Raw genomic sequence first — 19895 nt, forward strand, 5'->3', positions numbered from 1 at the left:
TGGTCAGACGCAGTCGGCGCGCAAGGGCCGCTGCTGCCATGGACTGCTTGCGGAGAGGCCTGCGTCATCATGCTACGCCGTTGGGTTGTCTTGGCGTGCCTTGCCGGGTTGCTCGTCGTCACCGGCTGTTCGGCCCCGCCCAAAACCGCGCCCGACCAGGCCACGCCCGACCAGGCCGCGCCCGACCAGGCCACGTCGCTGGGACAAACCACAACACCGGGCCACGCGGTGATCTACGTCATCGGACGCGGTTGGCACACCGATATTGGCCTGCCGGTCGCCGCGCTCGGTCCCCCTCTGGCAATGCTGGCGAAGGGCTTGCCCGGCGTGCGCTTCCTGACCTTCGGCTTCGGCGAGCGCCAGTTCGTGGTGAACCGCGAAACAAGCGTCGGCGCCATGCTGGCCGCCTTGCTGCCCAGCCCAAGCGCCCTGCTGATGACCGCGCTGGCTGCGACCCCGGAACAGGCGTTCGGGCGGCGCAATGTCGTGGTGCTGCATGTCTCCGGCCTCACCGTGCGTCGGATCCAAGACAGGATTTGGCGCGAACTCGACCTGTCGCCGTCCGGCCGCCCGCTGCGTCTGGCCGAGGGACCCTATCCGGGAAGCGTGTTCTACGCCGCGCGCACCACCTACGACGGGCTCTACACCTGCAATACCTGGACCGCCGAGACGCTGCGTGGCGCCGGCCTGCCGATAGCCTCAAACGGGGTGTTGTTCGCCGGCCAGGTGATGGGCCCGGCGCGCTGGATCGGCGCGCGCCAGGCCGCAGCACTACGGCGTTAGCGCATTCTCAGCCAGACTATGCATGCTGAAAGTGCTCTAACTATTGATCGCGTGATTCACGCGCTGTGAACGTTCCGCTCATGGCGATCACGCTCTATCGCGCCGGCGGCGTCACCACCGTGGTGTGGTTGGCCGGCGGTGGCGGATCGCTGCTGCTGAACGACAGGCAGCCCGCCAGCGCGAGCGGCAGCAACAGGGCAATCAGGGCAAAGCGCATCGGCATTTCCTCAAGTGGCGCCGGTCAGCATAACGCTCGGTCCCGACCGGTACCGTTCAACGATTGTTGTCTGGCAACAAACCATGGTGTGGCGGCAGGCGCCGCGGAACGTCTCCGGCTAACTCCACAGCCGGTGAATATTCTGGCTCCTCGTTGTGTCACATGCGTCACGCACCTTGAATGTTGCTTCATGCGTCGCGACCATGCTGACAGGCGGCACCCCCGGGGCGTTTTGAACCACGCCGGTCATGGCGTGTCCAGGTCCGCGGCGACAAGGCCTGGACCCAGGGCCGTCGGCCGCGTCCCACCCGGCGCTTGATCCGGATCAATCGATGCGCCCCGCCGCACTGCCGACGCAAAACAGCCGTCACCCGACCGCTTGGCCCATCGCCTGAACCGGGTAGTATCAGCTCCCTTGGGCCGCCCGGAGCAACCTCGTGAACCTGGACCTTTCCACCGCCGCAACATCCGCGCCGATCCCGGTCCCCGAACCCGGCCTGACGCCCGACCAATTGTTCGACCGAGCCATCGCCCTGCGCCCGAAGCTGCGCCAGCAGCAGGATGACGCCGAGGAGCGCGGTTGCTACGCGCCCGACATCCACCAGGCGTTCCTGCAAGCCGGGTTCTACCGCATCACCCAGCCGCGGTTGTTCGGCGGCTACGAGTTCGATCTCGCCACCTTCTACCGCCTGATCGTCGAGGTCTCGCGCGGCCACCCCGCCGCTGGCTGGTGCCTGTCACTGGGCGCTTCGCACGCCTACGTGGTCGGCTCGCACTGGCCCGCGCAGGCACAGCGAGAACTGTTCGGCGCCGACGGCCATTTCATCGCCCCACATCGGCCGGCGACCATGGGCACGCTGCGCCCGGTCGCGGGCGGCTACATCCTCAACGGACAGTGGAACTACTGCTCCGGCATCCCCTACGCCACGCATCTGCTATGCGGCGCGCTGCTCGATGCCCCCAGCGGCCCCCGATCCGGCGGGGCACGCCAGGTCGTGGTGCCGCGCGCCGCGTTCCAGGTCCTCGACGACTGGGGTGGCGATCGCACCCTGGGCATGCGCGCCAGCGGCTCCAACAGCGCGCGGGTCACCGATGCCTTCGTGCCCGATCACATGGCGGTGCGGCTCGACTGGATGGCGGCGCGCCCCGACGGCATGGAGCACGGCACGCCCGGCACCCGGCTGCACGCCAACCCGATGTATCTCGGGCGCATGATGGGCCCCTATCATTGCTCACTGGTGGCCCCGGTGGTCGGCGCCGCCTGGGCCGCGCTCGACGAGTTCGAGACCCTGATGCCGGCCAATCGTTCCTTGGCCGACCCAAGCCTGCCATGGGCCGACCACCCGGACTATCTGCGCCCGTTCGGCCAGGCGCTGGCGATGACCGAGGCGGCGGAGACGATTCTGCTCGGCGTGGCTCAGCGCTACATGGACTATTGCCGGCGCTGGCAGCGCGATCGCACGCCGATCAGCGTCGAGGACAATCTGCGGCTCTGGGCACTGGCCCAGCAGGCCGGCGGCCTGGGTCGCCAGGCGGTCGAGCTGCTGTTCCAGAACGCCCTCTCGGCGCCCACCAGGAAGGCCAGCCGGCTGCAGCGCTACTTCCGCGACGTGGCAATGTACAACTCGCATGTTTCGGCCCAGCAGCTTAACCACGCAACCTATGTGGCGCGCGCCCATTTCGGCCGGCCGACCGGATTCCGCGGCTTGGCGCCCTGAAATCATTCATCGCGCGGGCGAAATAACGAAGGTTAACGCAAGCGCAACATTTTTCACGAAAGCGAACGATCTGTTAGCTTGAAGTTTACGAAGTCATGTCCGAAAACCTTTAGCGTTGATGGTTTCCTACCCCCGGATGGAGGTCGATGCGCCCACTTGCAACTGATCCGCCAACCGCGGTGCTCGATCGACCAGCATACCGGCTCGGTCCCACACCCGTCAGGGCAGCCTGCGGTCACGCACTGTCTCCTATGCCCAACAATAGCTGCCGTCGGGGGCGCCAATGACCGAACGCATCCTGGTCGTCGAGGACGAGTACCTGATCCGCCTGTGGATCGCCGAATGTCTGCTGGAAGACGGCTTCGACGTCGTCCTGGCCACCAACGGCGACCACGCGCTCGGCCTGATCGCTCAGCCCGGCGGGTTCGACCTGCTGATCACCGATATCGCCATGCCCGGCCTGGCCGACGGTAATGCCGTCGCGACGGCGGCCAAGCAACGTAATCAGGGTTTGCCGGTGATCTACGTCAGCGGCCGGCCCGACAGCGTTAAGAACCAGATCGGCCCGCGCGACGGATTTATCGCCAAGCCCTATAGCTTCGTTGCTCTCTCGGCGATGGCACGCAGGCTGCTGGATGCCCCAACGGATGCCCCAACGGATGCCCCAGCCAACCTGACGTCCTGCGTCGCGGCATGACCGGGCGCGTCATCCGCCGCTGACCCCCGCCCGCCGTCGCCGCCGGGCACCGAGCGGCCGCGGGAAACGAACCATCGCGCCGTGCGCCTCATCCCACAGTGTGAAGCTGGGCGCCCGCAGCGCCTGCCACAGCGTCAGCCCGGTGACATGGGCGGCGAACGCTGGCTCAGCTTGGTGCGCCGCCTGCAAACGGTAATTCGGCACCCGAGGCATCAGGTGGTGCACATGATGGAAACCGATATTGCCGGTGAACCACTGCAGTACCTTCGGCAGCCGCAGCCAGGAACTGCCATGCAACGCCGCGCCCGCCGCGGTCCAGTCGGTCTGCCGCGCCCACAGCGAATGCTCGAACCGGTGCTGTACCGAAAACAGCCAGACACCGATGATCGAGGCCAGCGTGATCACCGGCAACTGCACCAGCAGCACCGGTTGCCAGCCCAGCAACAGCGTCAGCGTCAGCAGGAATCCGCCGATGCCCAGGTTGGTCAAATAAACGCTGAAACGTTCCTTGCGCCAGCCGCGCGGCGCGTCCAGCGGGATGCGGTAGATCAGGATGAACACCACCGGCGGCAGCAGCAGTTGCGACACCAGCGGATGCAGCGCGACCCGGTACAGTCGCCGGCGCCAGGGCGGGAACGCCTCATACTCGGCCAGCGTCAGGCAGCCGGAGTAGATGTCGACGCCGCGGGGACGCTTGTCCAGGTTGTTCCACACTGCGTGGTGCATGGCATGGTGGCGGCGCCACAGCGCATACGGCGTGAACGTGGTCAGACCGCATAGCCAGCCAACCGTCTCGTTCGCCCAGCGCGAGCGGAAATAGGCCCCGTGGCCGCAATCGTGCTGGATGATGAACAGCCGCACCACCAGTCCCGCGGCCGGCACCGCCAGCGCCAGGCTCAGCCAGGGCGACAGGTGATAATAGGCGTAATACATCAGCCCCAGCAGCGCCGCGTACGGCGCGGCGGTGATGCCAAGCTGGGCCACGCTGCGCCCGGCCGAAGGCGTCTGGTAGGCGGCCAGGCTGGCAAGCATCGCGCCGCGATCGGGATCCGGCCGGTCGGGCAAAGGCTGAACGTTCATGCAAGGTCTTTTCGTCGGCCGGGGGTTGGCGGCATCCGCACATGGACGCTCCGCCTTGGCATGGTGCGCTGGAATACTTAGCTGAAATGGTCGGCCAGAAGCATCATTCAAATACCTTTCAGATTGCCGCGCAACACCCCGTCAAGGCCACCGCACCGGGGCAGCCACGGACCGCCCTCGCTAACCCACTGTTAACTTTACTCGGTCATCCTGGCGCTTTCGCGGAGACCAGGCGATGGCGTCACCTGAACAACTGGAGGCGGTCGACCGGCTGCTGTCTTCCGGCGCCTGGCACCAGGCCGAGGTCGCCGCGCAGGCAGCCTTGGCGGACGATCCCGCCGACCCCGAAGCGCTGCGCCTGCTGGGTCTGGCGGTCGCCGCGATGGGCGAGAATGAACGCGCCGCGCCGATCCTCAACCGGGCCGCCGCGCAGGCAGCGCAGCCGGATCATCCCTGCGCCGACCTCGCCCAGCTACGCCCAAGCCTGCCCCGCACCCTGGTCGCCCGCCAGTTCCGTGCCTGCCTGCTTCTCGCCCCGGACGACGACGCCCTGCGCCTCGGCTTCGCCAGCTTCCTGCTCGACAACGGCCAGCCCGGCGAAGCCGAACGCATCCTGCAAGACGGCCCCAACAGCGCCGCCGGTCACCATCTGCGTGGCCTGGCACAGGCCGAGCTGAACCAGTTCGTCGCCGCGGCGGAGAGTTTCCGGCGTGCCGTCACGCTGAACCCCGACGCCGCGCCAAGCTGGTCCAACCTCGGCATGGTGCTGAAGATCGAGGGCCGCTTCGACGAGGCGATCGCCGCCCACGACCGCGCCGTGGTGATCGGCGGCGGCGATCCGCGCCATCGGGTGAACCGCGCGGTGGCGCTGCTGAAGGCCGGCCGCTGGACCGAGGCTTGGACTGATTACGAGGCCCGGCTCGACCTCACCGAGGTGCCGCTGGTCGAACCGGGCCGGCTGATGCCCTCGCTCAGCCCGGGGGACCGGCTGACCGGGATGACCATTCTGGCAATGCACGAGGACGGCTTCGGCGACACCCTGCAGTTCCTGCGCTACCTGCCGCTGCTGGCCGCGCGTGGCGCGCGGGTGGTGGCGTTTGTGCCCCGGCCGCTGGCCCGGCTGATGGCCGCGGTGCCCGGCGTGGCCTCAATCGTCACCGACCGCCGCCGCCTGCCGGCGCATGACCTGGTCTGCCCGATGTTCAGCCTGCCACGGGTATTCGGCACCACGGTGGGCAGCATCCCCCCGGTGCCGGAAGTGGCGGTGGACCCGGATCTGGTGCGCCATTGGGCCGGCCGGCTGCCGATCGGCGAGCTGCGGATCGGCCTGGTCTGGGCCGGCCAGGCTCGCCCCTCGCTGCCCGGCTTCGGCACCCTGGACCGCCGGCGCAGCGCCGGACTGGCGGCATTTCAGCCGGTGCTCGACGTGCCCGGCGTAACCTTCGTCAGCCTCCAGGCCGGCCCGGCGGCGCGCCAGACCCGCCCGCCCGGCGCCGAGATCGCCGACCCGATGCCGGAGGTGACGGATTTCGCCGACACCGCGGCCATCATCGCCGCGCTCGATCTGGTAATCAGCGTCGATACTTCCGTCGTGCATCTCGCCGGACTGCTGGGCAAGCCGGTGTTCCTGCTGGATCGCTATGACGGCTGCTGGCGCTGGCTCAGCGGCCGACGCGACAGTCCCTGGTACCCCGGATTGACCATCTTTCGCCAGGACCAGCCCGGCGATTGGTCCGGCGCCATGGCCCGCGCCGCCGCCTCGCTCGGGGCGATGGCGATATTCCGCGGCCTCGGCTCCCCCCCGGGCGGCATGCGGGAGTGTGCGTTCGTCGCTGTCAATGCAAAGTAGAGATGTCCCCTGACTCCCCAAAGTTAAAATGTCCCCTGTGGGCTGGGCGGGGGGTGGGCACCGGTCAAGCGTTAGTCCAATCGCGGTGTTGGAGCGGTGGGTAAGTGGCCCGCTGGAGTGATCGTTCAGAATCGGGCGCAAGCGGGCCACTTATCCACGGCTGCGGCGGCTGTTACGCGGGCTGTACTCACCCCGGGACGGTTTCAACCGCGGCGTTGGGGATGTGCCGCGCAGCGATCATTGCGTCGATCCGGGCATCGATGGTCTTGCCGTCCACCGCCGGGGCGGGCATGGCATAGCGGGCATAGGCCGTTACCGGCAGGATCCGGTCTTTGTAATGCACCCTCAGCGCACCGTCGGGAAAGTGATGCAGCGTCACCTTCGCGCCGCGCAGCGCGGTGCCAGGCCCGGGTGTCTTGACGCAATACATCGTCCCGCCGGAGCGGAAGGTCAGCGCCTTCGACAGCACCCGCTGCTCGCGCCGTGCCAGTTCGTCGTCCAACGCTTGCGCGGTCTTCGTCCACGGCCGGTGCGCCGAAGCCGGGTCGCGCGGCGGCACCGCAAACTTTGCGTTGAAGCGCGCCATGAACGCCGGCGCGAAGCCATTCGCCGCCTCGATCGAGCCAATGCCGGCCAAACGCATCTCCTTGACCAGCCGGTCCTGCAGGGTCTGGTTGGCGCGCTCGACACGACCCTTGGCCTGCGGGGTCAGCGCATGGATCGGCTCGATCCCAAGCCGATCCGCCACCCGTCCGAACTCGGTCTTGCCGTCGCCGCTCGTGGCGTCCTTAGCGTTGATCCGGAAGATGCCGTGCCGGTCGGAGTAGAACGCCAGCGGCCGGCCATGGTCCAGCACGTGGCCGCGCAGCGCCGCCAGATAGGCCGCCGTCGTCTCCGCCGGGGCGAAGCGTAGCGCGGTCAGCCGGCCGCTGGCGTCGTCGATGAACACGATCAGCGCACAGCGCGGCCCGCGCCGCTCGAACCAGTGGTGCGCACTGCCGTCGATCTGGATCAACTCGCCAAACCGCGGACGCCGCTGGCGGAGCTGAAACACCCGCCTGGCCCGGCGGCGCTTGGGCCGCCACAGGCCAAGGCCGATCTGCATCTGGCGGATCGTCTCTGCCGAAACGACGATCCCGTCCAACTCCAGCAGCTTCTCCGCCGCCAGCGTCGCGCCGAAGTCGGGGTATTTGTCCCTCAGCAGCGTCGCGATACGACCGCGCAGCGCCGCCGACATCCGGTTGTTCGATGGCCGGCCGCGCTGATGCGAAACCAGACCCGCGTCGCCCTCAGTCTTCGCCTTACGCACCAAGCGCTTGAATTGGCGGACACTGAGGCCAACGCGCTCCGCTGCTTCAGCCTGGCCCAACCGACATTCGATCGACTGGCGCACCCAATAGGCGCGATCGCGCTCCGCCTGCGTCATCCACAACCCCGTCTCGGCCATTGCGTCCCCAAGCATGCGCAAAAGGGGACATTCTAACTTTGGACGGAGGGGACATTCCTACTTGGGGCTAACAGTGTGCGTTCGTCGCTTGACCGTCGCGCCGATAGCTTGGACACAGTCGGAACGGTGCCACCTGCGATGAATGGACCTTTCGATGAAACCCTTGCTGCGGAGCTTGAACGGGGAAGCGGTGTGGCCGCCGCCGGTTTGGCTGATGCGCCAGGCCGGGCGGTACCTGCCTGAATACCGCGCGGTGCGCGCCGGCGTCGCCGATTTCGTCGCGCTCTGCACCACCCCCGACCTCGCCGCCGAGGTCACCCTGCAGCCGATCCGACGCTATCGCTTCGACGGAGCGATCCTGTTCAGCGACATCCTGATGCTGCCCTGGGCGCTCGGCCACGGCCTGGAATACAGGCAGGGTGAGGGGCCGGTGCTGCCGCCGCTGCGCGATGCCGCTTCCGTCGCCGCGCTGGACCCGGCCAGGGTTGCCGACCGGCTCGCCCCGATCATGCAGACGGTACGCCTGGTGCGAGCCGGCCTGGCGGCGGAAGGCTTTCCCGACACCACCCTGATCGGCTTCGCCGGCGCTCCGTTCACCGTCGCCTGCTACATGGTGGAAGGCGGCGGATCGAAGGACTTCGCCGCCGTCCGCGCCATGGCCTATGCCCAGCCGGCGCTGTTCGGCAGGCTGATCGACGTGCTGACCGAAGCCACCATCGAATACCTCTCAGCCCAGGCGAGCGCCGGCGCCGAGGCCCTGATGCTGTTCGATTCCTGGGCCGGCGTGCTGTCGCCGTCGCTGTTCCGCACCCATTGCGTGGCACCGGCCACCCGAATCGTGGCGGCACTGAACGCGCGCCATCCCGGGCTGCCACTGATCGGCTTTCCCAGGCTGGCGGGGCTGCTGGCGCGCGACTACGCCGCCACCGGCGTGAACGGCATCGGCGTCGATACCGGCAGCGATATCGCCGCGGTGGCGGCGATGCTGCCGCCGCGGCTGGCGCTGCAGGGCAACCTCGACCCGCTGGCGGTGGTCGCCGGCGGCGCGCCGATGGCGGCGGAAACAGCGGCAATCCTGCACGCCATGAAAGGCCGACCGTTCATCTTCAACCTGGGCCACGGCATCGTGCCACAGACCCCGCTGGACCACGTGGCGGCGCTGCTGGAGCAGGTTCGTGCCGGATAAGCTCGCGATCGTCCTGTTCAACCTCGGCGGCCCGGACCGGCCCGAGGCCATCCGGCCGTTCCTGCTCAACCTGTTCAGCGATCCGGCGATCCTGCGGGTGCCGTTCTTTGTGCGACCGTTTCTTGCCCGCATCATTGCCCGAGCCCGCGTCGCCCCGGCCACTGCCAACTACGCCCTGCTCGGCGGCCAGTCGCCCCTGCTGGGGCTGACCCAGCAACAGGCAACCGCCCTGCAGACCGCGCTGCCCGAGGTCGACGCACGCTGCTTCATCGCCATGCGCTACTGGCACCCGTTCAGCCTGGAGGCAGCCCGAGCGGTCAAGGCCTGGGCCCCGGACGAGATCATGCTGCTGCCGCTCTATCCGCAGTATTCGACCACCACCACCGGCAGTTCGCTGCTTGCCTGGCGACAGGCCGCCGCGCGCGCCGGGCTGGCGGCGCAAACCACCACGCTCTGCTGCTACCCGGTGGATCAGGCGTTCGCCGCCGCCACCGCCGCCCTCGTCAGCGCCGCCTACGAACGCGCGCGCACCACGCTCGACGGCGCGGTGCCGCTGCGCGTGCTGTTCTCCGCGCATGGCCTGCCCGAGGTCATCATCCAGGGCGGCGATCCCTATCAGTGGCAGGTCGAGCAGACCGTCGCCGCGGTGCTGGCGGCATGGGGCGCGACGGTGGACCACACCATCTGCTACCAGTCCCGCGCCACGCCGCAGAAATGGATCGAACCCAGCACCGACGCCGAGGTCGAGCGCGCCGCAAGGGACAAGACCGCGGTGCTGGTGGTGCCCATCGCCTTCGTGTCGGAGCACACCGAGACCCTGGTGGAGCTCGACGTCGAATACCGCGAACTGGCCGACAAGGTCGGTGTTCCCGGCTACTTCCGGGTACCGACGCAGAACGCCGACGCTGGGTTCATCGCCTCGCTGGCCGGCCTGGTGCGGCGCGCGCGGCGGTCTGGACCGGGGCTGTGCAGCGGCGCCGGCGGGCGGTTCTGCGGCGCGGGATGCGGAGGGTGCCCATTTGCCGCAATGGCCGCGTAGACATGTCATTTAAGTTGCTTAATCGAAATTGTCAAACGTTGGCCTTCACCCTTCTGAAACAAACCGTTTAGCGCCGGTTCAGCTTATTTTCGTTTTGGACACTACCCTACCTTCTGTCGTCCTTGGAAGCTTGGCCTCTGGTGCGGACTGGCCGGGAAGATCTCATCGTTGCACAGGCTGACGGAGCATCGCGCGATCGAACCCTCGCGGTCAAAGCAGATCCCGCGTTGCTCGCGGCCGCGCGCGGGCCGCGGGGCGGCAGGACGTCGGCCTGGTTACGGCTGCAACGCAATCCCTGCGGGCTGAAACCGAACCGTAGTTTCGTAAGCGCCAAAGTGCGCCACTCCGGTTCACGACTTAAAGGATTGCCGATGGCAACGCTTCTCGACAAAGGACAATTCGGCGCTCGGCAACCCATCCGAACCGGATGAAACCACAGTGTATCAGATGCTTTCGGCATCGCCGCGCTGTTTTAACCAAACCGGTAACGAGTCGAGCGGCTGCGGGCCGCCCTCGCGATCATGCCCGGACGATCCGACCCACCGTGAGACCATTCCCGACACCGAACCAGGAGAGCGAAAATGCCTGCACTCGCCGTAACTTCGATCCTTGCCCCTTTTCAGCAGCAATTGGTCGGCAATTGGCGGAATCTCGACTTCGGGGAGGACGCAACGGGCAAACCGGTTGGCGGAGATGAAAATCCACTCTCTTATAACATCATGCCGCTGCCGCAGACATCCGATCCCGATGGTTACATTCTGAAGAACTTCACCTTTCACGAGAGGCTTCACTTCAATAACGACAAGGTCAGGGAGACACTTGCCGTCTCGGCGCGCGCCCCGAACCGAGGCGGACAAGTCAATCAGGACGCGCGTGCGCTGTTCTACGCGCAGCAGGTGATGTTCGCGGAGGGTCCGGGAAAAGGCACCATCGTGCATGTCGAAAACGGCGCTTGGCTGTATTTCCCCAGGTATATCCAGCAGCCGGGTCCATATCCTGCCAACCCACCGGGAAGCCTGGTCTCGAATGCGCTGCAACAGCCGCCGGACAGCTTGATAGCCAAGCAAATCTCGGTGCCGCATGGCAATTCAGTACTGGCCCTGGGACGCATCGAGACGGTTCCAGGCCAAAACGGAGCGGGTCCATGGAACGGCAATCCGACGATTGCCGGAAGCCCGATCATTCCCGACGGCGTGCCGCCATATCCGGTTCCGGCCGAGCCGGTTCCGCTTCCAGTCGGCGACCCGATCCCGCGGGAGCTGCAATCCAACCTCAACGCTGACCAGCGTTACGGGACAGTTAGAACGAGCAGCTCCACTGACCCAAACGACTTCGAGAACCCGAACCCGGATTTCACGCTAAATCCGAACCTGCCGCTTCAAAGGGCTGTCAACATCATCAAGCCGGAGGCCTTCATGCACTGGAGCGTCACCACGCGACCATTGACGAACGGCGAGGATGGTCGCGGCAGCGTAACGAACATTCCGTTCGAGCAGCTTGCCGCGAGCGTGATTGCGTATGCAGCCGACTACTGGCTCCTGTTCAAGGCCGATAAAAAATATCTCACTTATACCCAGACAATCCTCCTGGTCCTGACCGTTAAGGGGCGCAAGTACACCTTCCCGCACGTTACCGGCAACACGGTTACCTACACAGGCTAAAGCCGGCACAGGCTAAAGCCGGCACAGGCATGCAGGGGCTGTGCAACTCCGTGAAATGGCGTTGATTAATACAAGGGCCGCCGCCACGATGTAGTTGGTCGGCTCCCAGTTGATCTCTTCCGGGTGATCGGTGCGTCCGCGCGGGAAGCCGTCACTCCCAGGCTTCCCGCTGTTTGGCGAGATTTTCGCAAACCGGCGCAAGCACCCGGGTGGCGATTTCGATCTCCCCGCCAGACACGCCGACGAGGGTGACGTTGCGCATGTCCCGCAAGGCGGCTCCAACCGATCGATGATCTATCGCGCGTGGTTCCGGTGCGTCAAAACGAACCGCCGCGGCGGGCCGTTTGTATCCGCCGCCGCTTCGTGTATTCAGACGCGGATTCGCGTGTTCGCGAACCAATCCCCTTCCCGGCGGCGGTCTACCGTTCTCGACCACCGCAGGAGACCGCCGCGCCATGCCGATCGACCACATCGTCGTGCTGATGATGGAAAACAACGGTTTCGACCGCATGCTGGGCTGGATGGGCGCCGCCGGCCGGGACGTCGATGGTGTCGATCCGGCGCATCCCGCCTCCAACCCCGACGGCGTGGACGGCGGCGTCGTGCTGCAGGGCGAGACCCGCACCCGCAACATCGATCGCGACCCGCTGCACTACCTGGCCAACTCGATCGCCCAGCTCGACGGCGGCTCCAACCAGGGCTTCGTCACCGATTATGTGCGCACCCACCCGGCCAGCACGCCCGAGGAACGCCGCGAGATCATGGCCTGGTACCCGCGCGGCTTCCTGCCGGCGCTGCACACGCTGGCCGAGCACGGCGTGGTATTCGACCATTGGTTCGCCTCGATGCCGGGGCCGACCTGGATGAACCGCCTGTTCGCCCATAGCGGCACCTCGCTCGGTCACATCGCCGAACCCTCCAGCCTGTTCAATCCGGGGCTGCACCTCTACGACGAGCGTACTCTCTACGACGAGCTGACCGACGCCGCCGTGCCGTGGCGGATCTATTACGGCGATGTGCCGCAATCGCTGGTGCTGACGCATCAGTGGCTGCATCTGCGCAACTACCGCGCGTTCCGTCATTGGCAGGCCGATGTCGCCGCCGGCGACCTGCCGGCCTACAGCTTCATCGAGCCAACCTATTTCGGCGCCGAGCAGAACGACCAGCACCCGCCGCACGACGTGATGCGCGGCGACGCGCTGATCGCCGCGGTCTATAACCCACTGCGCGCCAACCAGGCACTGTTCGAGCGCACCTTGCTGATCGTGCTGTACGATGAACATGGCGGCTTCTTCGATCATGTCGTGCCGCCCAGGACGGTGCCGCCGGACGACCATACGCAGAACTACAGCTTCGATCGGCTGGGCTTTCGCGTGCCGGCGATCTTCGTCTCCCCACTGCTCGATCCCGACGTGGCGCACGCCGTATACGACCACACCAGCCTGCTGAAGATGGCCGCCGGCAAATGGCCCGGCGTCAATCCGCTTGGCGCCCGCGCGCGGCAGGCGAACGACCCGCTGGCCGAACTGCACTGGCGAAGCGAACCGCGTCTCGACCTGCCGCCGGCGCCGGTCGCGCCCGACATCCAGCCGGCCCGCGGGGTGGCGTCCCTGACCGGGTTCAAGGCGTCCCTGTTCGGCCTGTCGCACCATCTGGAAAGCCTGATCGACCACGCCGGTCACCGCAGCGCGCTGATGGCCCGCGCGCACGAGGCGCTGGACGACAGCCTCGGGCAGGGACGACTGGCGGTCGATCGGATCGAGGGCTTCTTCAAGGATCGCGGACCCACCGGGAACCCGGGCCGAGGTCCGCACCGAGGCCACCACCGCGGGCTGCTCGGCAGGCTGTCGCGGTTATTTGGACGGCGCCGCTAAAACCTGGTCGACCAGGAGGCCGACGCGATCGAGGGCGCCTGGCTGCGCTCGACGCTGATCCCTGGCGACGAAGGTCCGGCGATCAAGGCGATGATCAGGATTTCGCCAAGGTCGAACTGGCTTATGTCAACGCCCGCTCGTTCGCCGCCGAACCGGTGCTGATCGGTCGCGAGAACGCCCTGCAGTGCAGCATCTGGCGGATCGCCGAGAGCATCGCTCGGCTCGACCCGCCGTCGCGCACATCGTCCCTGCTGACCGCGTCTTTGGATATGTTCGGCGCGGCGCAAAACGAGCGGTTCGCGTTCGATAGTCCGGTGCCGGCCGATTTGTCGTGGATGCTGATGGGCGGTTCGATGCTGGCGATTGGCGCGATGGGCTGCCATCTGGGCTCGTCCGGCGCCCGTCAGGTGGTGCTGACCTCACTGCTCTGGGGATGTGGGTCGGCGGCATGGTGCTGATCGCCGATCTGAACCGCCCGCGGGTCGGGGAAATTCGCGTCGACCCGGCGCCATTGCGCTGGACGGTCCAGGGGTTCGACCAGGCGCGGTGAGACAGTTCCGGTTTAATAACAACGATCTGCCTCGATTCGCGTCCGATTCGGTGTTGCTCCACGGTCGGCCGTCACGCCGTACAATACATACTCCAGGACATACTCCCGGCGCATGACGACGCGCCCCAACGACGCGCCCCAACGACGCGCCCCAACGACGCGCCCCAACGAGGCGCCCCAACGACGCGCCCCAACGAGGCGCCCCAACGAGGCGCCCCAACGACGCGCCCCAACCAGGCGCCCACACTTTGTTCTTGCTTTATCCCACGAAAATCGATAAGAACGAAAAACGAACAAGAGACGTCCACAACCCAACCTCTCCCAACCCACACTGCTGCGCTCAACATCCGAACCCGGGACCCGCCAGCCTCATGTCAACGTCAGCGTCATCCCCCACCGCGCTTCCCGCCGCCCTGCTGGCCAGCCGAACGCTGGAAACCGTGATCCGCTTCCTGATGCCGTATTTCTCCATCGACTGTCCCGACTTCGCCGCCACCCGCGACGAAATCCTCGAGACCCTGACCTCCTACGCCCCGCGCAACCGCGCCGAACTGTTCGCCACCGCCAAGCTCATCGCCTGCACCATGACCGCGCTCAGCGCGATGGCCGAAGCCGAGGGCGCCGATCTGACGCCCTCGATGCGGCTACGCGTCCGCGCCTGCGCCAACACCGTCAACCGCCACGCCAACCAGGCCCAGCAAGCCCTGGACAAACACCAGGCCCGCGACATCCCCGCCCGTCCCATCTCCGCCTCCCCCATCCCCGCCCAGGACATCGAAGTCGAGGAAGACCCCGCCGTGGCCGACGCCAAGGATGCCGAGGTCATCGAACGACTGCGCCAGGTCAAGACGATGATCGAGACCACCCGTCAGCGCCTCGCCGAAACCAACCCCGAGGCCGCCCGGCGGCTGTATCTGGCGCAAATGGGTGTCGACGAATGCCCGGCCGGGGTGCGCGAATCCCGCATCGCCGCCCACGCCACGATCCCGCCCCACCTCGCCACATCACCCCAAGCCGCGATCCCACCCCGCGCCGCAATCCGGCCCGGCGCCGCAATCCAGCCCGGCGCGCGCCCGGCAGCCTGATACTGACGACAAGCGTGCATCCACGCCGCCGCCTCTGCGACTGGAGCGCCAGGTGCTCGGAGATGAATGGTCAGCGTCAGCTACAAAGCTGACCAGGCCCTGCAACCAAAGCTCGACCGCTTCGGCTAACAACGCGTGCAAATCGTCGTGTCATTGTGTGTCAAAACCAGACCGATCAACGGCAACAACCCCTGATCCATCGGCATCGACGAAAACAACCCGCCCGCCTACGAAGCAAACCTGAACGGCCAACTTGTGCCGCGGTCAAACCAAACCGTCCGCGTCGCCGTCACCGCCCGGTCAGCAGCCGCTCCATCAGCTGTTTCACAGACGGAATGAACCCGTTCGAATAGAACGGGTCCTTGCCGAACCGATAGGCGTTGTGGCCGCTGAACATCAAATTCCGCTCCACCGCCGCCAGCTCGTCGCTCTGATGCGCGATGTCTTGCAGCGTCTTCTGGATGCAGAAGCTGCGCGGGTCGGCCTTCTTGCCGTTGCTGTGGTCCGCCTCGTGCTGCGCCCAGTTGGAGAACCGGCAGGTGCTCAGGCAACCCATGCACGCGGTCTGATCGGCCAGGATCTCGCGTGCCTTCTCCGGCGTGACGAACACCAACGTCGAATCCGGCGTGCGCAGCGCTTCGGTGAAACCCTGTCGCTCCCAGCCGAGCGCGCGCGTGCGGTCGCCGGCGGTCAGGTAAACCATCCGCTTGCGTGGCCCGACGCCGTACTCCGCGACGTGCTCGCCGATCGCCTCGGTGGTAAAGGCGACCTGACGCTCGCTGCGTTCCCGCAATTCCTGGATGAACCCGTTGTTCACCGCGCTGGAATAAAATCCGGTCGGGCTGAACCGGTTGAGGAAAACGTCGCCCTCCTTCAAGGTCAGCAGCCGTTGTTTCCAGGCGTCCCCGATCGGGCTTTCCTGGGTCAGCAGCGGGCGGGTGCCGAATTGGAAGGCGATCGGGCCCAGATCGGGGTTGTCGATCCAGTTCTCCCACTCCTCCAGGCACCAGACCCCGCCCGCCATGATGATCGGGGTGTCGTGCAGGCCGAAATCGCGCATCACCTTGCGCAGCGCCATCACGCGGGGAAACGGATCTTCCGGCCGCAGCGGATCCTCGCCGTTGGACAGCCCGTTATGGCCGCCGGCCAGCCAGGGGTCTTCGTAGACCACGCCGCCCAGCAGTTCCGCGGTCTTCGAATACGCCCGCTTCCACAACGCATTGAACGCGCGCGCCGAGGAAATGATCGGGTAGTAATGGACATTGAACCTGGCGGCGATGTCGGACAGCCGATACGGCATGCCGGCGCCGCAGGTGATGCCGTTGATGATGCCCTTGGCCTGCTCCAGCACGTCGCTGATGATGCGTTCGGCGCCGCCCATTTCCCACAGGATATTGGCGTGGATGCGTCCCTTGCCGCCGGTCACCTCCCAGGCGCGCCGGGCCTGAGCCAGCGCGCCCTGGACGGCGTAGGCGACCAGTTCCTCGTGCCGTTCGCGTCGGGTGCGGCCATGATAGACCTGCGGGATCGCCCGCCCGTTGACGTCGAAGCTGTCGGCGTTCACCGCGCTGAATGTGCCGACACCGCCGGCCAACGCCCAATTGCCGGCGGAAAGCCCGTTGGAGATGGACACCCCCTTGCCGCCTTCCACCAACGGAAGCACGTCCGCTCCGCCCATCCGTATCGCGTTGATCAGTCGCATGGCCGCATGTCCCTCGAATGGCCAACCCCTGGCAAGCCCCTGAGGCCGCTATGACCCCGTTCTTGTTGTGCCCGGTCCGGGCAGGATTTCATAACCGGGTCGCAACCCGCCTGTTCATCTCCTGACCGCGTCCCGTTCTGCCCGGCCGGAGCCAATCATCGGACGCGCCCAAGCCGGTCACGACCAGAGCCAAAGGGCTGCTCAGCCGATCACGCCCGGCCCATGGTATTGGACCGGGCGTGGCCCCGTCACCCAGGGTTCAACGCGACCACGCACCCCGAAATCGCCGACCCCTGGGCGTCGCGGCTTCATACCACGATCGCGGCCCGCCGACAGGCGCGGTCACGACGCTATTCCCCGACCACCGGCTGTTCCTGGCCCTCCGACGATGGTGAGCGGTCGAACCGGTCCCGCCGTTCACCGCGGTCCGGCCGATCGCGGTCGCGGTCAGGGCGGTCGCCGCCTCGGTTCGGCTTGGCGCCGACCTGTTCGGTGATATCGGCACCGCTCGCCTGATCCACCACCCGCATCGAAAGTTTGACCTTGCCGCGGTCATCGAAGCCGATGACCTTGACCTTCACCGCGTCCCCCATGTTGACCACGTCGGTGGTCTTGCCGACGCGCCCCTGGGTCAACTCGCTGATATGGACCAGCCCGTCCTTCGACCCCAGAAAGTTCACGAACGCGCCGAAATCGGCGGTCTTCACCACCTTGCCGGTGTAGATCACGCCGATCTCGGGCTCCGCCACGATGCCGCGGATCCAGTCGATCGCCTTCTGCGCCTGGTCGCTGTCCACCGCGGCGATCTTGATGGTCCCGTCGTCGTCAATGTCGACCTTGCACTTGGTCTGCTCGACGATCTCGCGGATCACCTTGCCGCCGGTGCCGATCACCTCGCGGATCTTCTCCTTTGGCACGTTGATCACGGTGATCCGCGGCGCGGTCTGCGCCACGTCGCCGCGCGCCCCGGTCAGTGCCTTGGCCATCTCGCCCAGGATATGCATCCGCCCGTCGCGCGCCTGCTCCAGCGCGGTCTGCATGATGTCGAAGGTGATCGAGGTGATCTTGATGTCCATCTGCAGGCTGGTGACGCCGGCCTCGGTGCCGGCCACCTTGAAGTCCATGTCGCCGAGGTGGTCCTCGTCACCCAGGATATCGGACAGCACCGCGAAGCCGCGGTCCTCCTTGATCAGCCCCATGGCGATGCCGGCCACCGGCCGCTTCAGCGGCACCCCGGCATCCATCAGCGCCAGCGAGGTCCCGCAGACCGTCGCCATCGACGATGATCCGTTCGACTCGGTGATCTCCGACACCACCCGCATGGTGTAGGGGAATTTTTCCTTCAGCGGCAGCAGCGGGTGCACCGCGCGCCAGGCCAGCTTGCCGTGCCCGACCTCGCGGCGGCCGGGTGAGCCCATACGCCCGGCTTCACCCACCGAGTAGGGCGGGAAGTTGTAGTGCAGCATAAAATGCTCGCGGTATTCGCCCAACAGGGCGTCCACCATCTGCTCATCCTGGCCGGTGCCGAGGGTTGCCACGCAGAATGCTTGGGTCTCGCCGCGGGTGAACAACGCGGACCCGTGGGCGCGCGGCAGCACGCCGACCTCGGCGATGATCGGGCGCACGGTGCGGGTGTCGCGGCCGTCTATGCGGATGCCGGTATCGAGGATGGCGTTGCGCACTACGTCGGCTTCCAGGTCGTGGAACAGCCCCTTGGCGGCATCGGGGTCGTGCCCCTCGGCGGCCAGCGCGGCGGCGGCTTGCTTCTTGGCGGCGGCCACCTTCTCGTAGCGGGTCTGCTTGACCTTCTCCTGGTAGGCCTCGGCGATGCCGGCCCGGCCCAGCGCATCAACCCGACCCGCCAGCGCCGCCGCCTGCTCGGATTTTTCCGGCAGCGGCCAGGGTTCCTTGGCGGCGTGTTCGGCGAGCTCGATGATCGCGGTGATCACCGGCTGGAACCCGGCGTGGCCGAACCTGACGGCGCCCAACATGACGTCCTCGGACAGTTCCCGGGCTTCCGATTCCACCATCAGAACGCCCTCGGCGGTGCCGGCGAGGACCAGCTCGAGCTCGCTGGTCTTCATCTGGTCCTGGGTCGGGTTCAGCAGGTACTGACCGTCGCGGTAGCCGACCCGAGCGGCGGCGATCGGGCCGAAGAACGGAATCCCCGACAGCGTCAGCGCGGCGGAGCAACCGACCATCGAGACGATATCGGGGTCGTTTTCGTTGTCATAGCTCAGCACCGTGGCGACGATCTGCACCTCGTTGCGGAAGCCTTCCGGGAACAGCGGGCGGATCGGACGGTCGATCAGGCGGCTTTTCAGCACCTCGGCCTCGCTGGGCCGGCCTTCACGCTTGAAGAAACCGCCAGGGATCTTGCCGGCGGCGAAGGCCTTTTCCTGGTAGTTCACCGTCAGCGGGAAGAAATCCTGGCCCGGCTTGGCGGTTTTAACGCCGACCGCGGTGCACAGCACGATCGTCTCGCCATACGAGACCATCACCGAACCATCCGCCTGGCGGGCGATCTTGCCGGTCTCCAGCACCAGCTTGCGGCCGCCCCACTCGAGCTCCTTGCGGAAGTAATTGAACATTCAGTCGTCCTTCAGATGCGCGGCATCGGCGGACAGCCGGACCGCCTTCCCGTTTGTCCCTGTCGCGGGCGGCGGGGTGGCGGCGTCTCGGGTAACACGGAGCGCGTGCTGCGTGCCGCCATGAAGGGTCGCAGCCGCGGCCATGTGGCCGGAAACGCCGTCGTTGGTACCGCGCCTTTCGGGGGCGTGCCGGATCGACGGTCGTGGTGTCCACCGCTTGTCGCAGTGTTGCCGGAGGTCTGCCTGCCTCCGCTCAGGTCGTCTGTTTCAGTCGACGATTGAGGAAATAGTGATCAATCCGACCGTTGACTAGCTTTATCTTAAACCACCGCCATACAGGCGCATTCCGGCGCCCGTGGCGGCCGGTCCGAACCACCGAACCTGCTACGGCATAGGCTGGCCCGGCAAGCCGGCAC

15 protein-coding genes are annotated in these 19895 nt (G+C 66.7%); 10 read left to right on the forward strand and 5 right to left on the reverse strand.

Going from position 1 to position 19895, the window contains the following annotated elements:
- Window positions 1-69: 69 nt before the first annotated feature.
- The gene (locus ACQY4Y_RS12945; protein WP_428491025.1) at window positions 70-783 is read left to right on the forward strand and encodes a DUF2459 domain-containing protein; all 714 of its coding nucleotides are present in this window, start codon (window positions 70-72) and stop codon (window positions 781-783) included.
- Window positions 784-877: 94 nt separating this feature from the next.
- Here ACQY4Y_RS12945 and ACQY4Y_RS12950 read toward each other — a convergent pair whose 3' ends face one another.
- A complete protein-coding gene (locus ACQY4Y_RS12950; protein WP_428491026.1) occupies window positions 878-1000 on the reverse strand; it encodes a hypothetical protein in 123 nt (40 codons plus the stop codon).
- Between the two features lie 437 nt (window positions 1001-1437).
- On the opposite strand from ACQY4Y_RS12950, the gene ACQY4Y_RS12955 reads away from it, so the two are divergent.
- Both ACQY4Y_RS12955 and ACQY4Y_RS12960 read left to right on the forward strand, forming a co-directional pair.
- Window positions 1438-2718, forward strand: coding sequence for a hypothetical protein (locus ACQY4Y_RS12955; RefSeq protein WP_428491027.1), 1281 nt, complete (start codon window positions 1438-1440; stop codon window positions 2716-2718).
- 283 nt (window positions 2719-3001) lie between these two features.
- A complete protein-coding gene (locus ACQY4Y_RS12960; protein WP_428491028.1) occupies window positions 3002-3415 on the forward strand; it encodes a response regulator in 414 nt (137 codons plus the stop codon).
- Window positions 3416-3424: 9 nt separating this feature from the next.
- On the opposite strand, the gene ACQY4Y_RS12965 is transcribed toward ACQY4Y_RS12960, so the two are convergent.
- The gene (locus ACQY4Y_RS12965) at window positions 3425-4495 is read right to left on the reverse strand and encodes a fatty acid desaturase family protein (RefSeq protein WP_428491029.1); all 1071 of its coding nucleotides are present in this window, start codon (window positions 4493-4495) and stop codon (window positions 3425-3427) included.
- A gap of 235 nt (window positions 4496-4730) precedes the next feature.
- Here ACQY4Y_RS12965 and ACQY4Y_RS12970 point away from each other — a divergent pair, with 235 nt between their 5' ends.
- A complete protein-coding gene (locus tag ACQY4Y_RS12970) occupies window positions 4731-6344 on the forward strand; it encodes a tetratricopeptide repeat protein (protein ID WP_428491030.1) in 1614 nt (537 codons plus the stop codon).
- 187 nt (window positions 6345-6531) lie between these two features.
- On the opposite strand, the gene ACQY4Y_RS12975 is transcribed toward ACQY4Y_RS12970, so the two are convergent.
- Window positions 6532-7806, reverse strand: coding sequence for an ISNCY family transposase (locus ACQY4Y_RS12975; RefSeq protein ID WP_428489471.1), 1275 nt, complete (start codon window positions 7804-7806; stop codon window positions 6532-6534).
- A gap of 127 nt (window positions 7807-7933) precedes the next feature.
- Here ACQY4Y_RS12975 and hemE point away from each other — a divergent pair, with 127 nt between their 5' ends.
- From hemE to ACQY4Y_RS13005, 6 genes are all read left to right on the forward strand, one after another.
- Window positions 7934-8977 carry a uroporphyrinogen decarboxylase gene (gene hemE, locus ACQY4Y_RS12980; protein WP_428491031.1) on the forward strand — a complete coding sequence of 348 codons (1044 nt, stop codon included), beginning with the start codon at window positions 7934-7936 and terminating at the stop codon, window positions 8975-8977.
- Window positions 8967-10016, forward strand: a complete 1050-nt coding sequence (hemH, locus tag ACQY4Y_RS12985; RefSeq protein ID WP_428491032.1) for a ferrochelatase — start codon at window positions 8967-8969, stop codon at window positions 10014-10016. The genes hemE and hemH overlap by 11 nt, the downstream gene beginning before the upstream one ends.
- A gap of 581 nt (window positions 10017-10597) precedes the next feature.
- On the forward strand, window positions 10598-11677 hold the full coding sequence (locus ACQY4Y_RS12990) for a hypothetical protein (protein ID WP_428491033.1): 1080 nt from the start codon (window positions 10598-10600) through the stop codon (window positions 11675-11677).
- Between the two features lie 455 nt (window positions 11678-12132).
- Window positions 12133-13551, forward strand: coding sequence for an alkaline phosphatase family protein (locus ACQY4Y_RS12995; RefSeq protein ID WP_428491034.1), 1419 nt, complete (start codon window positions 12133-12135; stop codon window positions 13549-13551).
- Window positions 13552-13706: 155 nt separating this feature from the next.
- Complete coding sequence (locus ACQY4Y_RS13000; protein WP_428491035.1) at window positions 13707-14009, forward strand: hypothetical protein; 303 nt, start codon at window positions 13707-13709, stop codon at window positions 14007-14009.
- Window positions 14010-14472: 463 nt separating this feature from the next.
- On the forward strand, window positions 14473-15186 hold the full coding sequence (locus ACQY4Y_RS13005) for a hypothetical protein (RefSeq protein ID WP_428491036.1): 714 nt from the start codon (window positions 14473-14475) through the stop codon (window positions 15184-15186).
- Between the two features lie 289 nt (window positions 15187-15475).
- Here the strand turns inward: ACQY4Y_RS13005 and ACQY4Y_RS13010 are convergent, their stop codons facing one another.
- Together ACQY4Y_RS13010 and pnp are read right to left on the reverse strand one after the other, a co-directional pair.
- Complete coding sequence (locus tag ACQY4Y_RS13010) at window positions 15476-16888, reverse strand: NAD(P)H-dependent flavin oxidoreductase (RefSeq protein WP_428491037.1); 1413 nt, start codon at window positions 16886-16888, stop codon at window positions 15476-15478.
- Between the two features lie 350 nt (window positions 16889-17238).
- On the reverse strand, window positions 17239-19479 hold the full coding sequence (gene pnp, locus ACQY4Y_RS13015; protein ID WP_428491038.1) for a polyribonucleotide nucleotidyltransferase: 2241 nt from the start codon (window positions 19477-19479) through the stop codon (window positions 17239-17241).
- Window positions 19480-19895: the final 416 nt, after the last annotated feature.

Source organism: Rhodopila sp., assembly GCF_965277165.1.
In the GTDB taxonomy this organism is placed as follows: domain Bacteria; phylum Pseudomonadota; class Alphaproteobacteria; order Acetobacterales; family Acetobacteraceae; genus Rhodopila.

What these genes read in the sequence shown, in the direction of transcription:
- ACQY4Y_RS12995 (WP_428491034.1), top strand. Translation starts at nt 12,133, where the DNA reads ATGCCGATCGACCACATCGTCGTGCTGATGATGGAAAACAACGGTTTC.
- ACQY4Y_RS13005 (WP_428491036.1), top strand. Translation starts at nt 14,473, where the DNA reads ATGTCAACGTCAGCGTCATCCCCCACCGCGCTTCCCGCCGCCCTGCTG.
- ACQY4Y_RS12945 (WP_428491025.1), top strand. Translation starts at nt 70, where the DNA reads ATGCTACGCCGTTGGGTTGTCTTGGCGTGCCTTGCCGGGTTGCTCGTC.
- hemE (WP_428491031.1), top strand. Translation starts at nt 7,934, where the DNA reads ATGGACCTTTCGATGAAACCCTTGCTGCGGAGCTTGAACGGGGAAGCG.
- ACQY4Y_RS12950 (WP_428491026.1), bottom strand. Translation starts at nt 1,000, where the DNA reads ATGCGCTTTGCCCTGATTGCCCTGTTGCTGCCGCTCGCGCTGGCGGGC.
- pnp (WP_428491038.1), bottom strand. Translation starts at nt 19,479, where the DNA reads ATGTTCAATTACTTCCGCAAGGAGCTCGAGTGGGGCGGCCGCAAGCTG.
- ACQY4Y_RS12990 (WP_428491033.1), top strand. Translation starts at nt 10,598, where the DNA reads ATGCCTGCACTCGCCGTAACTTCGATCCTTGCCCCTTTTCAGCAGCAA.
- ACQY4Y_RS12960 (WP_428491028.1), top strand. Translation starts at nt 3,002, where the DNA reads ATGACCGAACGCATCCTGGTCGTCGAGGACGAGTACCTGATCCGCCTG.
- ACQY4Y_RS12965 (WP_428491029.1), bottom strand. Translation starts at nt 4,495, where the DNA reads ATGAACGTTCAGCCTTTGCCCGACCGGCCGGATCCCGATCGCGGCGCG.
- ACQY4Y_RS12970 (WP_428491030.1), top strand. Translation starts at nt 4,731, where the DNA reads ATGGCGTCACCTGAACAACTGGAGGCGGTCGACCGGCTGCTGTCTTCC.
- ACQY4Y_RS12975 (WP_428489471.1), bottom strand. Translation starts at nt 7,806, where the DNA reads ATGCTTGGGGACGCAATGGCCGAGACGGGGTTGTGGATGACGCAGGCG.
- ACQY4Y_RS13010 (WP_428491037.1), bottom strand. Translation starts at nt 16,888, where the DNA reads ATGCGACTGATCAACGCGATACGGATGGGCGGAGCGGACGTGCTTCCG.